Below are 12766 nucleotides of genomic sequence, written 5' to 3'. Positions count from 1 at the left end.
GCCTCACCCCACCTTCCGCGCCGGTTCGGCGGCCGTCGAATGGCGGCTGGCCTTGTACGGCAGGGCCAGGTGGTCGCGCAGCGTCTTCCCTTCCAGCTCGCGCCGGTGATACCCGCGCGCCTGCAGGATCGGCAGCACCAGGGTCACGAAATCCTCCAGCCCCTCGCGCTGCGCCGCAAACCCGAGAATGAAGCCATCGCTGGCGCCCGCCTCGAACCAGCGGATCAACTCGTCGGCCACGTGCTCGGGTGTACCGATGAAGTTGGGCCGCGGGCTCACCGCCTGCAACGCGACCTGGCGCAGGCTCAAGCCCTGCTCGCGGGCATCCTGCTTGATCCGATCGGTGGTGGAGCGGAACGAATTGCTGCCGATCTCGCCCAGCTCGGGGAACGGCGCGTCGGGATCGTACTGGGTGAAATCGTGATGGTCGAAGAAGCGCCCGAGGTAGGCCAGCGCATCGTCCAGGCCCGCGAGTGCGGCAATCGCCTGGTACTTGGCTTCGGCCTCCTCGGCGGTGTGGCCGACAATCGGCCCGATGCCCGGAAAGATCTTAACGTCATTGCCGCTGCGCCCGTGGGCGATGGCCGAGTTCTTCACCTTCTGGGTGAAGGCACGGGTTTCTTCCAGCGAGGGCGAGTGGGTGAATACCGCATCGGCATACTTGCCGGCCAGCGCGATGCCGTCGTCGGACGAGCCCGCCTGGAAGATCACCGGCTGCCCCTGCGCGGAGCGCTGGATGTTCAGTGGGCCTTCGACCTGGAAGAAGCGGCCCTTGTGGTCGAGGCGGCGGAACTTGTCGGTGGCGAAGAAGGTGCCCTGTTCGCGGTCGCGGATGAAGGCATCGTCGTCCCATGAATCCCACAGGCCCTGCACCACCTCCAGGTATTCGTCGGCGATCTGGTAGCGCAGCGCATGTTCCGGATGCGGGCGGCCGTAATTGCGGCCCGATCCTTCCAGCGGCGAGGTCACCACGTTCCAGCCGGCGCGCCCACCACTGATCAGGTCCAGCGAGGCGAACTGCCGGGCCACGGTGAACGGATCGCTGTAGGAGGTGGACAGCGTGCCGGCCAGGCCGATCTTCTTCGTCGCCGTGGCCAGCGCGGACAACAGCGAGATCGGCTCGAAGCGGTTGAGGAAGTGCGGGATCGATTTCTCGTTGATGTACAGCCCATCGGCAACGAAGCCGAACGCGATGCCGTTGTCTTCGGCCGTGCGCGCGATGTCGATGTAGAAGTCCAGGTTCACGCTGGCATCGGCCGGGTTGGACGGATGCTTCCACGCATGCATGTGGCTGCCCGGTCCCTGCAGCATGATGCCGAACGGGATGGGGCGCGGTGTCTTGCTCATGGGTATCGCTCCTGCAGGTCAGGCCACCGCCGCGCGTGGCGCGGGCGACAGCAGTTCAAGGGATGCCAGGCGTGCGTCGAGGTCGGCCACCGGCGCATCGAGGATGAATTCGCCCACGCCGAAGCGGCGGTGCAGTGCGTCCAGTTCCCCGCGCACCTGCTGCGCGTCGCCCGACAGCACGCTGGGCCGCGTCTCTTCGATACGGAAGTCGGTCACGCCGACCTGGCGGGCATACTCGGCCGCGGCGTCCGGGCTGGGCAGGTTCACCGTCTGCCCCGGGCCGAGGTGCAGCTTGTAGACACGCAATGCGCCGACATGGCGCGCCGCCGCTTCGCTGGTGGGCGCCGCGAAAGCGACGGTGGCCAGCAACGGCGGCTGCGTGGATACGGCGCGATAGGCCTCGAACGCCGCTTCGATGTGCTTCGGGTCGCCGTCGAAATGGGCGGCATAGACGAAGCGCCAGCCCAGCTCCGCCGCCTGCCGTGCGCTCTGCGGGCTGGCGCCCAGCAGGAAACGCTCGGCCGCCACCTGCGGCACCGGCCGCGCCTGCGCATTGGCATGCGCATGATCTTCGGCCAGCGAGCCGGACAGGAATCCTTCCAGATCGCGCAGCTGCTGATCGAAATCGGCGAAGGCCGGCCGCCCCGCGGCCAGCGCTGCGGTGGACGCCGGCAGGCCACCGGGTGCCTTGCCCACCCCCAGGTCGACGCGTCCGGGCGCCAGCGCCGCCAGCAGGTTGAAGTTCTCGGCCACCTTGTACGGCGCATAGTGGCGCAGCATCACGCCACCGCTGCCGATGCGGATGCGCCGGGTCTGTGCCAGCACCCATGCCGCCAGCACCTCCGGCGCCGGACTGGCCAGGGTCGGTGCCGCGTGATGCTCGGCAAACCAGTAGCGGTGGTAGCCCAGCTGTTCGGCACGCTGGGCCAGCTGCAGGCTGTTGCGCAGCGCCTGCTCGGCGCCTGCGCCTTCGGCCACCGGGCTCTTGTCCAGCACGCTGATGAGGTAGCTCATGTCCGCGTCCTCGCTCAGGGGTGGGCCACAGGAATGCCAAGCAGGCCATTGAGTGCGGCCAGGATCGGCTCGGCACCGGTCACGTACTGCCGGTCCTGGTAGGCACCGTTGGCGTGTTCGCTGCGCACGCCCTGCGGCAGCACCAGCTTCGGCAGCGACTGGTCCTGCTCGCCCACCGCCGCGATCACCTCGCGGCGTGGCCGCGCGAAGCCGATGCGGCGCACGTCCAGCTGTGCATCCAGGCCGTCGATGCTGGACAGCGCGCCTTCCAGCAGCAGGCTGTGCCGGCAGAAGAAGCGCTGGCCCGGCAACTGGCCGTCGACGAACTCGCGATCAAGCAGGAACAGGATGGGTTTGGGGGAGGCAGCTGCAGCCACGGGTTCGTCCTCGTCTGGGCCGGCAATGAAGTGCCGTTTCGCTATCGATGCTAGAGAAGCTGTGCGCCGCGCCCGTACCTGCTGGCGACAATCGCCGGTCGGATCCGGCCACGCAGATGCAGGTTGGCAATAAGCAGACTGCTGGCCGTTATGGGCAGCTCAGGCGATGCGGCGCAGGGGCGCCGGCCCGCTGGCGGCATGCGGCAGCAGATGCCCGGCAGCGCGCTCGGCAGCCAACTGGATGCGCGCCTGCAACGCCGCGCTCTTGATCTGCTCGCCATCGAAATCGGCTGGTGTGGCGTACACGCCGATGGGCAACGTATGCGCCTGCAGGAAGCTGAACAACGGTCGCAGCTGATGGTCGATCACCAGCGCATGCCGCTCGCTGCCCCCGGTGGCCGCCAGCAGCACAGGGGTGTCCACCAGCGCCTCGAGGTCGATGAAGTCCACCAGGTGCTTGAACAACCCCGGGTACGAGCCACGATGGACCGGTGCGGCCACCACCAGTAGCTCGGCGTCCTCGAGGGTGGCCAGCGCCTGCTCCACCGCGGGCTCGGCCTCGCTGCGCGACAGCGTCTGCCCCAGCGCGCGCGCAATCGGCGCCAGCTCCACCAGTGTCACGCTGGCATGCAGGCGCTGCTGCAGCGCCTCCAGCAGGTGCCGTACCAGCAACAGCGTGCGCGAATTCGCCGATGCCGTTGGCGAACCGATCAACGCAACAATCTTCAACCCAGATGACATGCCACTCTCCTCGGTAACGCCGGACGCTGGCCGGCGACGCCATGCCTGAACCTCAGAACCGGTAATTGACCCGCCCGTACCAGAACGCGCCGATCCTGCTGAGCACGTCACCGCTGTCCCAGGTGGTCTCGATGCTGGCCACGTCGGTGGCGCTGCGCGCGTACTCCGGCACCTTGCGGGTGCGCTTGTCGAACACGTTGTTGATGCCCAGCGCCGCACTCCAGCCCGCGCCCAGCTCCACACCGCCGGACAGGTTGGTCACCAGCACCGGTGGCTGCCTGTACTCCACGCCGTTGTTGAGGCGCTTGATCGACCCGTAGTAGGTAACGTCCACATTCGAGCGCCAGCGTCCGTTCTGCCAGCCCAGTCCGGCCACCTGGGTGTAGCTGGGCGTACGGAAGCGCAACGCGTACTCGCCGGACTTCGTCAGCAGGTTGATGTTGGGCAGCCCCTGCAGCGCCGCAGGAATGGCGCTGACGCTGCGGATCGTGGTGCGTCCGACGTTGGCGGCATAGCTCCAGCGCAGCTTGCCCCACGATGTGTCCTGGTTCGCCTCCAGCGTCAGCTCCACGCCGCGCGTGCGGGTGTCGCCCACGTTGGTGAAGTAGCTGGCATAGAACGCGTCGCCCGGCAGGATGCTGATGCCGGCCGAACCCAGCAGCGCATCGATCGTGTTCTTCTGCGCGGAGGTCAATACGGTGCCGCTGTTGTCGGTGATGCGCGCCGGATCCTGCGCGTTGTAGCCGATCTGGCTGGACTGGCCGAGCTGGCCGCGGATGTCGATCTGGTAGGCATCCACGGCCAGGTGGAAGGCCGGGCTCGGGTCCCAGGTCACGCCGACGCTGTAGTTGGTGGCCTTCTCCGGTTTCAGCGGGGTGGCACCCAGTGCCACGGCAGCGGGCGAGGACACCTGCGCCACCAGCGTCGTACCGCACGGGCAGCTGCCCGTGGCCTGGTAGAACTGCGCGCCCAGGCTTGGCGCGTGGAAGCCGTTGCTGACCGTCGCACGCACGCCCAGTGCGTCGGTGATGTCGAAGCGGCTGGTCAAGCGTCCGGTCGAGACGCTGCCGAAGTCCGAATGGTCTTCCCAGCGCGCGGCCGCATCCAGGTACCAGCGCGAGGTGACGTTGGTCGCCGCCCCCACGTACACCGCCTTGCTGTTGCGCGTGGCCTTCACCACGTCGGCGGTGGAGTAGCCGACAAACGCAGCGGCACCGAATCCGGTGTACGACTCCCACTGCCCTGCCCCGCGCTCGTAGCGCTCGTGCTGGTACTCGGCACCGGCACTCACTTCCAGGGGTGAGGCAAAGGCCGCCACCTCAAAGCCCCGGCGCAGGTCCAGGTTGGCAATGCCCTGCTGGTAATCCAGCTTGCCGTCATAGAAGTCGGTGGGCGAGCCCGGGTACGGCAGCGAGTAGTTCACCGAGTTGCGGGTATAGGTGCGCACCGTGCTGCGGTTGCCGGTCAGGCTGGCGTCGTAGTCCCAGCCGGCCACCTGCCCCTTCACGCCGGCGGTGCCGGTGTACTGCTTCTCCTTGGTCTCCAGCACCGGCAGGAAGCCGTCGGGAAACACGCTCAGCACCCCCGGTGTCCGGTACGTGGTGAAGATCGTGGCCGGCAGGCGGAAGTTCTGGATCGCCTGTGCGGTGCGGTCACTGGCAGTGGCGTTGGCGTAGAACTGCGCGCTCTCACCCAGGCCATGGCCCACGTTCACCGCAAACGCCTTCAGCGCATACGACGGTGAGCTGAGGATGGTGTTGGCTTCGGCATCGCGCGTGGCCTCGGCAGGGTCCGGCGTCGCACCGGCCGGCAGGCGGTTGTTCGGCCGCAGCGCGACCCGGTTGCCATTGGCATCGATCGCCGGATAGCTCAGATAGCCATCGATGTAGCGTCGCGTCCGGATCGCGTGGTGCTGGCGCGTGGTCTCGCCCGAGAGGTTGACGAAGCCGTCCTCGCCCCAGGGCAGGCCGACGTTGGCGCGCACGCTGGTACGCGTACCGTCGCCATCGATGCTCTGCCCGCTCTCCACCGACACCTCACCGCCCTGTGCCTGCGATTTCAGGATGACGTTGACCACACCGGTGATCGCGTCCGAGCCGTAGATAGCGGAGGCACCGTCGCGCAGCACTTCCACGTGGTCGATGGCCGACACCGGAATCAGCGCCAGATCCGCCCAGGCGTGGCCAGGAAAGCCGCCGCCGTTGGCACCGCTCACATAGGCACTGGCGTTGCGGCGCTTGCCGTTGACCAGCACCAGCGTGTAGCCCGGTGAAAGATTGCGCAGCTGATAGCCGCGGATCAGGCTCTCCTGGTCGCTCTGGTAGCCACCGATCTGGCTCAGCGACGGCAGGCTGCGCTGCAGCGCTTCGAGCAGGTTGGCCTGCCCGGTCGCAGCAAGATCCTCGGCGGAGATCACGTCGATGGGCGTGGAGCTGTTCTTGACCGTGCGCGTGCTGGTGCGCGAGCCGGTCACCACCACTGCGTCCAGGGTGGATGCAGCAACGTTGGCGGCAGCCGCTGTGGTTGCCGGCTGCGCATCGGCGTCTGCCGCATGCACGGGGGCCGCTACCAGGGCGGCGGCGATCAACACAGCAAGAGGACTCAGGACAGGGGCGTAGGCGGCAGGCATGGGGGCTCGTGGGGTGGGCCGGAAACACGGTTCCATTCAAGGGCCTGTTCACTCGCCACGACAGGCGTGATCGCGTCACCCAGCCGTAACATCCGGCCACCCACATGACCGCTGGTAATGACGTTAGGCAGCGCACTTGCATGGGGTCGGATCCCTTTCGAAGGAAACGGATCCGACCCCAGCCGCCATATATCCCGCAGGCATCACCTCATGACCGCATGCCACGCGGCGGCATGCACCATCACCGGTAGCATCAGGCCATGCCCATCCACGCTGCCGATCCCACCGCGCCGACCGTCGCCATCGTGGCCTGCCACGGCCAGGGCCTGTTCGAGTTCGGTTGTGCGGTGGGCCTGTTCGCACCGGTGCGTCCGGAACTGGGCGTGGCGTGGTACCGCACGCAGCTGTGCGCGGGCGAACCCGGTGCACTGCGCATGCTCGGCAATACGCAGGTGCAGTTGCCGCATGATCTCAACGCGGTGGACGATGCGGACATCATCGTCATTCCCGGTTGGCGCGAACCCAGTGAACGCCCGCCGCAGGCGTTGCTTGATGCGCTCGTCCGCGCCCACGCGCGCGGCGCCCGCATCGCCTCGATCTGCTCCGGCGCCTTCGTGCTGGCCTGGGCCGGCCTGCTCGATGGCCGCCAGGCCACCACCCACTGGCGGCTCACCGAAACGCTTGCGCAGCAGTTCCCCCGCATCGGCGTGCGCGACGACGTGCTCTACGTCGACGCCGGCAGCATCATCACCTCGGCCGGTTCGGCCACGGGCATGGACATGATGCTGCACATGGTGCGCAAGGATTACGGCGCACGCGTGGCCAACCTCGTTGCCGAGCGCCTGGTGCTGGCGCCCTGGCGTGATGCCGGGCGCAGCCAGCGCGTCAGCCGCGCCATTCCCAGCGGCGAGCCGACGCGCCTGGCCAAGCTGATGGAATGGATGCGGCGCAATCTGCGCGAACCGCACTCGCTGGGCAGCCTGGCCGAACAGGCTGCGTTGAGCCAACGCACCCTGCAACGGCAGTTCCTCGACGCCACTGGGCTGTCACCCATCGACTGGCTGATCCGCGAGCGCGTGGCTTTCGCCCGCGAGTTGCTGGAAACCACCGACCGCCCCCTGCACTGGGTCGCCGAGCAGGCCGGTTTCGGCTCACAGGAATCGTTCCGCCGCCATTTCCGCGGGCTGGTCGATGCCAGCCCCACCGAGTACCGCAGCCTGCATCGGCAGGGCATCGCAGCCGATCGACTGGTCGGCTGCTGAGGGTAGGCCTGCGGCAACGTCCGCCTTTCCACTCCGCCATCGGACCGGCAAGATATCGCCATGTCCCGCAGGCCGATGGAACGGTGATGACTGAGCGCCCTTACAGGAACTACCGCTTCGGGATCGGCGTGTCGCTGGTGCTGGCAGCGTTCATCGCCACCCTCTCGCTCATCGCCGTGGCCACCCCCAATCTGGGCTGGGGCGTCGTGGCGCTGGCCACCCTTGCGATCTGGGTGGGTGTGCCGTTGCTGCTGGTGCTTCTGCTGGCGTGGCTGCGCTACATGGTACGGGACCGTGGCCAGGTGCCCGGCCGCGTGCACGCTGTGATGTTCGTGCCCACCGCCGCAGCCATGCTCATCGTTCCGCTGTGGCAGTCCCTGCAGAACACCTGGGACAGCTTCGCCGGCGGCTCGCGTGCCGCCATCGCGGAACTGCACGTCAATCTCAGCGGGCAACCGCTGTGGCTGGACACCTCGCCGTATGCATCCACCGGCTCCGGCGCTGGCCCGGACCTGCCCATGCAGGGCGACACGCCCGAACGTTTCATCGCCTTCCACCGCTACCCCAACGCGCAGTCCGATGCAGACAGGGCATTCCCGTATGAAGACGGGCGCTTGAAGCGCTCGGTGGACCACTACCGCTACGCCACGCCCTCTGGAGATCGTGCCGTCACCGACGTGCCCCTGCTGCGCCGCCCCTATCCGGACCTTGCGCCCTTCAACGCGGCATGGAGACGCCCGGGCACGCCGGAACTGGTGCACCTCTATTACCACTACCGCGATCATGTGGAGGTCGCGCCCGCGCTCGCACGCCTCAGCGGCACTACCGCAGATGATCTGGAGCGCAGCCGCTTCGAAGGCCTGGCGCTGTTCAAGGTCCACAACTACGGCGGTGCGCCCATCGTGCGGATGGAGGTCAATGGCATCGCACTGGACATCGGAGACGGTGCCATCGCCAGCATCCGGACGCCACCCGCGGACTGCACCGCCTACGGCTACCCTGACAGCGCCGCCCTGCTTCCGCTCGATCAGCCCCTGCAGGTCCGCTGGCAGACCAGCAGCGAGCCGATGCGCTGGCACAGCGCCCGCGTGCAGGTACCGGCGTTCCGCACGCCGCAGCCCCTGGAGGGCCAGTCAACCCTGCAGCGCGTGCTGCTGTATGTGCTGCCTGATGACGCGCTGGCCGCCGAACGCTACGCGGAAATATTCGACCGCGATACGCGGCGCGGCATCCGCGCTACTGGCCTGCCCGCGGCGGCCGCTGCGGTGGCCACCTGCGGCAGCGCCTACGCCACCTATGGCGAAGACGCGCCGCCGCCGCTGGCAGACTGAGCAGCGTCGCCGCGGCGCCCGTTCTCAGCGGCGGCCACGCATCCGCCAGCACTGTGCGATGAAACCGAGCACGAACACCACGAAACACCCCAGCAAGGTCTGCAGCACGACCGGAGCCATCGGCGCGGCCGCAATCGGATGTGCCACCGGGATGCGGGTCAGCGTTTCATTCACACCCGGCACCAGCGAGAGCAGGAAGCTGAACGACAACGCGAAGGTGGACAGATACCGCGCCGCCCGCCCCAGGAAGCGCAGGCGCGCGGCCAGCACCCCGCCGAAAGCAACCAGCAGCACGATCACGCCAAAGGCGTGGCCGGGATTGAGTCCGCCCGTGCTGGACACGGTGAACGAGGTTGCCACCGACAACACCAGGCCCAGCAGGTAGAGCTTGCCGGCACGCGTGGCCGGATCGATGGCGCGGTGGCGGACCAAGCCATAGAGACCGGCCACGATGGGAAGCAGGCTGACGGCAGTGTGGATGACGCCGAGGGCGGACAGCGGGTGTGGCATGGGAGTACTCCATTGGGCTTCAATAAACCTACTAGTAGGTAGGCTTGGTGGGCAAAAAGAAGACCCGCGTTGCCGCAGGCCTTCCGCATACAGTTCTCAGGCGGCGCTCACCCGCGCGATCGCCAGCCGCGCCAGGGCCGCGAAGGTCGCCGCATCGCCAAACCCCCGCGCCGCCAACATCGCACCGTGCACGGACGCCATGAACGCCTTGGCTTCGTCGTCCGCCGGGCCCTGCAGGCGCAGCTGCCCCTGCGCAGCGCCCTTCAGCAGGGTACGGGTCAACCACTCGGTCAGGTCCTCGAAGTGGCCGCGCACCTCCTCGGCAATCTCCACCGGGATCATCGGTGCTTCCGCGGCCAGCATCGCGCAGATGCAGAACGACGCCGTTCCGCCGGCAATGCAGCTGGACCAGTAATCGACATAGGCGTTGAGCTCCAGCAGCGGATCACCCAGCTGCCGGTCCAGCAGTGCCAGTCCCTCGCGCGCCTCGGCCCGGTACAGCACCACCACCGTGCGCACCAGATCGGCCTTGCTGGGGAAGTGGTGATGGATGCTGGCCTTGCTGATGTTCACCCGCGCGGACACGTCCGCGTAGCTGAAACCGTTGTAACCACCGGCTTCCAGCAGGGAACGGGCCTGCGCCAGAATCTCCAGCGCCTTCGGGGACAGCGACTCTTTCATGGGCGCAAACCTACTAGTAGGTAGATAGCCTGTCAACGGGCCGACCCGCGCCATTCAGTGGGAAGACACATACAGCGCACCGGCTGGCGCGGGCGGCACCGCGAAGCTGCGCCGCATCCGCGCCACTTCCGCCGCCGGCGGCAGGCCGAACAGACGCTTGAACTCCCGGTTGAACTGCGACGGGCTGGCATACCCCACCGCCAGCGACGCCGCTTCGGCGGTCATCCCCTGGCGCAGCATCAGCAACCGCGCCTGGTGCAGGCGCGTGGACTTCACGTACTGCATGGGCGAAGTGCCGGTGACGTCACGGAAGTGATCGTGGAAGGTCGCCACGCTCATCCCCGCCTCCGCCGCCAGGTGTGCCACGTCCAGCGCCGTGGCATAGGCCGCATGGATCTGCCGCAACGCCCGGCCGATGCTGCCGAAACGGCCGCGCATGGCCAGCGCCTCACGCATCGCAGCGCCCTGCGCGCCGGTCAGCACGCGGAAGTACACCTCGCGCACCAGCGCCGGGCCCAGCACCGCCGCTTCCCGCGTGTTGCCCAGCGCATGCAGCAGCCGTATCACCGTGGCCTGCATCGGCGGGTCCATCGGGCTGGCCATCATGCTGCGCGCGTGTGTCTGCCCCGGCGCCTCATGCGCGTCCAGCGCAAGCAGCAGGTCCGCCGCCAGCTGCAGGTCCAGGTGCAGGTAGATCGCCAGCAACGGCGCATCCGCCGACGCGTCGGTTTCCATGGTGAACGGCACCGGCACCGACACCGCCAGGTAGTGCTGCGCGTCGTACTGGTAGACCTGCCCGCCCAGGTAGCCGCGCTTGACGCCCTGGCAGACGATCACGATGCCCGGGTCGTACAGCACCGGCGTGCGCGCCAGCGGCCGGTTCGAGCGCAGCAGGCGTACGCCCGGCACGGCGGTGAGCGTGTAGCCCTCCTCCGGCGCCAACGCCTGCAGCAGCCCCACCATGCGCGCCTGCGCATCCTGCTGTACCGGATCATCGCCAGACCGCACCGCACACCTCAGAGGAATAGGCAAGATCGGCCGAAGCTTAGGCCTGTAGCGCATCCCCCACAAGCACTACTGTGCAAGCCCGCTTTCCATGAGGCCATCGCCATGTCCCCCTCCCGTCTGCTGCTCATCACCGGCGTCAGCAGCGGCTTCGGCCGCGCCCTCGCCGAACAGGCCCTGCAGGCCGGCCACCGCGTGGTCGGTACCGTGCGCAACGAACCGGCCCGCCAGGCGTTTGAATCCCTCGCCCCCGGCCGCGCGTTCGGCCGCCTGCTGGACGTCACCGACCACGCCTCCATCGACGCGCTGGTCGATGCCATCGAAAGCGGCATCGGCGCCATCGACGTGCTGGTCAACAACGCCGGCTATGGCCACGAAGGCATCCTCGAGGAATCCACGCTGGACGAACTGCGCCACCAGTTCGAGGTCAACGTGTTCGGCCCCGCCGCGCTCATCAAGGCCGTACTGCCGCACATGCGCGCGCGCCGCCGTGGCCACATCCTCAACATCACCTCGATGGGCGGCTTCATCACCCTGCCCGGCATCGCCTGGTACTGCGGCAGCAAGTTCGCACTGGAGGGCATCAGCGAGGTGCTGGGCCAGGAAGTGGCCGCGTTCGGCATCCACGTCACGGCCGTCGCGCCGGGATCGTTCCGCACCGACTGGGCCGGCCGTTCGATGGTGCGCGCACCGCGCAGCATTGGAGATTACGACGCCTTGTTCGACCCCATCCGCAGTACGCGCGAGGCCAAGAGCGGTCATCAGCTGGGCGATCCGGAAAAGGCGGCGCAGGCCATGCTGAAGATCATCAACAGCGACGCACCGCCCAGCCACCTGTTGCTGGGCAGCGATGCCGTGCAACGTGTGCGTGACAAGCTGCAGGCCATGTCCAGCCGCATCGACCAGTGGGAGGTCGTGAGCCGATCCACCGACGGCGGTTGACATGCAGGTATTTACCTGCCTATTCTGTCCGCCATGGATGCAGACAAGGTGTTCAAGGCCCTGGCCGACCCCACGCGCAGGACGCTGCTGGACCTGCTCTGCGCAGACAACGGCCAGACGTTGGGCCAGCTGTGCGAACACCTGGACATGGCCCGGCAATCGGTCACCCAGCACCTGGGCCTGCTGGAAGACGCCAACCTCATCAGCACGGTGCGCCGTGGCCGCGAGAAGCTGCACTTCATCAACCCGGTGCCGCTGCATGACGTCTACGAGCGCTGGGTACGCAAGTTCGAGCAGCAGCGCCTGAGCCTGCTGCATGACCTGAAACGAGAACTGGAAGGAGAATGACGATGTCCGCAGCGTCCACCCGCTTCATCCACGTGATCTACATCGCCTCCACGCCACAGAAGGTGTTCGAGGCCATCACCCGGCCCGAGATCGCCCGCCGCTACTGGGGCCACGAGAACGTCTCGGACTGGAAACCCGGCTCGCGCTGGCAGCACGTGCGCGCCAACGACACGCGCTCGGTCGAGCTGGTCGGCGAAGTGGTGGAAAGCACCCCACCCTCGCGACTGGTCATCACCTGGGCCGCGGCCTCGCAGGCCGACAACCCGGACAGCTACAGCCGCGTCACCTTCGAGATCGTGCCCTACCAGGACATGGTGCGGCTGACCGTCACCCACGACGATCTGGAACCCGGCAGCGGCATGGATACCGGCATCCGCCAGGGCTGGCCGATCGTGCTGTCCAGCCTGAAATCGTTGCTGGAGACCGGCAAGGGACTGGACGTGTTTGCGAAGCCAGCGTAGTCGTCGGGATGGCTGCCCGCGCAGGCGGCACCAGGGAGATGCCCCCCTGTCGCCGCCTCGGCAAAACTCCCAATCGATCCCAATAATTGCATTCTATGGAACAATAGGGAGCACATGG

Annotated in this window: 13 protein-coding genes; 5 read left to right on the top strand and 8 right to left on the bottom strand. The window is 67.6% G+C overall.

From position 1 onward, the window contains the following. Positions 1 to 3: 3 nt before the first annotated feature. The 5 genes from ACVOJ1_RS06060 to ACVOJ1_RS06040 all read right to left on the bottom strand — a co-directional run bounded on the left by ACVOJ1_RS06060 (position 4) and on the right by ACVOJ1_RS06040 (position 6108). Positions 4 to 1347 (bottom strand): LLM class flavin-dependent oxidoreductase, encoded by a 1344-nt coding sequence (locus ACVOJ1_RS06060; RefSeq protein WP_346480141.1) that lies wholly within the window; start codon positions 1345 to 1347, stop codon positions 4 to 6. Positions 1348 to 1365: 18 nt separating this feature from the next. Further along, positions 1366 to 2361: an LLM class flavin-dependent oxidoreductase gene (locus ACVOJ1_RS06055; protein ID WP_053517564.1), complete on the bottom strand. Its 996-nt coding sequence runs from the start codon at positions 2359 to 2361 to the stop codon at positions 1366 to 1368. Between the two features lie 14 nt (positions 2362 to 2375). After that, positions 2376 to 2738 carry a DUF3088 family protein gene (locus tag ACVOJ1_RS06050; protein WP_053517565.1) on the bottom strand — a complete coding sequence of 121 codons (363 nt, stop codon included), beginning with the start codon at positions 2736 to 2738 and terminating at the stop codon, positions 2376 to 2378. A 159-nt stretch (positions 2739 to 2897) separates the two neighbouring features. Then, on the bottom strand, positions 2898 to 3479 hold the full coding sequence (msuE, locus tag ACVOJ1_RS06045) for an FMN reductase (protein WP_346480140.1): 582 nt from the start codon (positions 3477 to 3479) through the stop codon (positions 2898 to 2900). Between the two features lie 52 nt (positions 3480 to 3531). Further along, a complete protein-coding gene (locus ACVOJ1_RS06040; protein WP_346480139.1) occupies positions 3532 to 6108 on the bottom strand; it encodes a TonB-dependent receptor plug domain-containing protein in 2577 nt (858 codons plus the stop codon). A 260-nt stretch (positions 6109 to 6368) separates the two neighbouring features. On the opposite strand from ACVOJ1_RS06040, the gene ACVOJ1_RS06035 reads away from it, so the two are divergent. Together ACVOJ1_RS06035 and ACVOJ1_RS06030 are read left to right on the top strand one after the other, a co-directional pair. Further along, a complete protein-coding gene (locus ACVOJ1_RS06035; RefSeq protein WP_346480138.1) occupies positions 6369 to 7370 on the top strand; it encodes a helix-turn-helix domain-containing protein in 1002 nt (333 codons plus the stop codon). Positions 7371 to 7456: 86 nt separating this feature from the next. Next, complete coding sequence (locus ACVOJ1_RS06030) at positions 7457 to 8701, top strand: hypothetical protein (protein ID WP_346480137.1); 1245 nt, start codon at positions 7457 to 7459, stop codon at positions 8699 to 8701. Positions 8702 to 8725: 24 nt separating this feature from the next. On the opposite strand, the gene ACVOJ1_RS06025 is transcribed toward ACVOJ1_RS06030, so the two are convergent. The 3 genes from ACVOJ1_RS06025 to ACVOJ1_RS06015 form a co-directional block, all read right to left on the bottom strand. Then, positions 8726 to 9211 (bottom strand): hypothetical protein, encoded by a 486-nt coding sequence (locus tag ACVOJ1_RS06025; protein WP_193396292.1) that lies wholly within the window; start codon positions 9209 to 9211, stop codon positions 8726 to 8728. A 96-nt stretch (positions 9212 to 9307) separates the two neighbouring features. After that, positions 9308 to 9892, bottom strand: a complete 585-nt coding sequence (locus tag ACVOJ1_RS06020; protein ID WP_193396291.1) for a TetR/AcrR family transcriptional regulator — start codon at positions 9890 to 9892, stop codon at positions 9308 to 9310. A 54-nt stretch (positions 9893 to 9946) separates the two neighbouring features. After that, positions 9947 to 10900, bottom strand: a complete 954-nt coding sequence (locus tag ACVOJ1_RS06015) for an AraC family transcriptional regulator (RefSeq protein ID WP_346480136.1) — start codon at positions 10898 to 10900, stop codon at positions 9947 to 9949. A 102-nt stretch (positions 10901 to 11002) separates the two neighbouring features. On the opposite strand from ACVOJ1_RS06015, the gene ACVOJ1_RS06010 reads away from it, so the two are divergent. Genes ACVOJ1_RS06010 through ACVOJ1_RS06000 form a run of 3 tightly spaced genes read left to right on the top strand, consistent with a single transcriptional unit; the run spans position 11003 to position 12648 of the window. Then, positions 11003 to 11839 (top strand): oxidoreductase, encoded by an 837-nt coding sequence (locus tag ACVOJ1_RS06010; protein ID WP_164152998.1) that lies wholly within the window; start codon positions 11003 to 11005, stop codon positions 11837 to 11839. 33 nt (positions 11840 to 11872) lie between these two features. Continuing rightward, positions 11873 to 12187, top strand: coding sequence for an ArsR/SmtB family transcription factor (locus ACVOJ1_RS06005; protein WP_053517574.1), 315 nt, complete (start codon positions 11873 to 11875; stop codon positions 12185 to 12187). A gap of 2 nt (positions 12188 to 12189) precedes the next feature. Continuing rightward, positions 12190 to 12648 (top strand): SRPBCC family protein, encoded by a 459-nt coding sequence (locus tag ACVOJ1_RS06000; RefSeq protein WP_111186664.1) that lies wholly within the window; start codon positions 12190 to 12192, stop codon positions 12646 to 12648. Positions 12649 to 12766: the final 118 nt, after the last annotated feature.

This window comes from Stenotrophomonas sp. STEN225 (assembly GCF_056756445.1).
The sequence above is the reverse complement of the archived record's forward strand: the minus strand, read 5'-3'. Positions and strand labels throughout refer to the sequence as shown.

Bases quoted from the DNA above. Each gene is read 5' to 3' on its own strand.
- ACVOJ1_RS06060 (WP_346480141.1), bottom strand. From the start codon at position 1,347: ATGAGCAAGACACCGCGCCCCATCCCGTTCGGCATCATGCTGCAGGGA.
- ACVOJ1_RS06055 (WP_053517564.1), bottom strand. From the start codon at position 2,361: ATGAGCTACCTCATCAGCGTGCTGGACAAGAGCCCGGTGGCCGAAGGC.
- msuE (WP_346480140.1), bottom strand. From the start codon at position 3,479: ATGTCATCTGGGTTGAAGATTGTTGCGTTGATCGGTTCGCCAACGGCA.
- ACVOJ1_RS06040 (WP_346480139.1), bottom strand. From the start codon at position 6,108: ATGCCTGCCGCCTACGCCCCTGTCCTGAGTCCTCTTGCTGTGTTGATC.
- ACVOJ1_RS06035 (WP_346480138.1), top strand. From the start codon at position 6,369: ATGCCCATCCACGCTGCCGATCCCACCGCGCCGACCGTCGCCATCGTG.
- ACVOJ1_RS06030 (WP_346480137.1), top strand. From the start codon at position 7,457: ATGACTGAGCGCCCTTACAGGAACTACCGCTTCGGGATCGGCGTGTCG.
- ACVOJ1_RS06025 (WP_193396292.1), bottom strand. From the start codon at position 9,211: ATGCCACACCCGCTGTCCGCCCTCGGCGTCATCCACACTGCCGTCAGC.
- ACVOJ1_RS06020 (WP_193396291.1), bottom strand. From the start codon at position 9,892: ATGAAAGAGTCGCTGTCCCCGAAGGCGCTGGAGATTCTGGCGCAGGCC.
- ACVOJ1_RS06010 (WP_164152998.1), top strand. From the start codon at position 11,003: ATGTCCCCCTCCCGTCTGCTGCTCATCACCGGCGTCAGCAGCGGCTTC.
- ACVOJ1_RS06005 (WP_053517574.1), top strand. From the start codon at position 11,873: ATGGATGCAGACAAGGTGTTCAAGGCCCTGGCCGACCCCACGCGCAGG.
- ACVOJ1_RS06000 (WP_111186664.1), top strand. From the start codon at position 12,190: ATGTCCGCAGCGTCCACCCGCTTCATCCACGTGATCTACATCGCCTCC.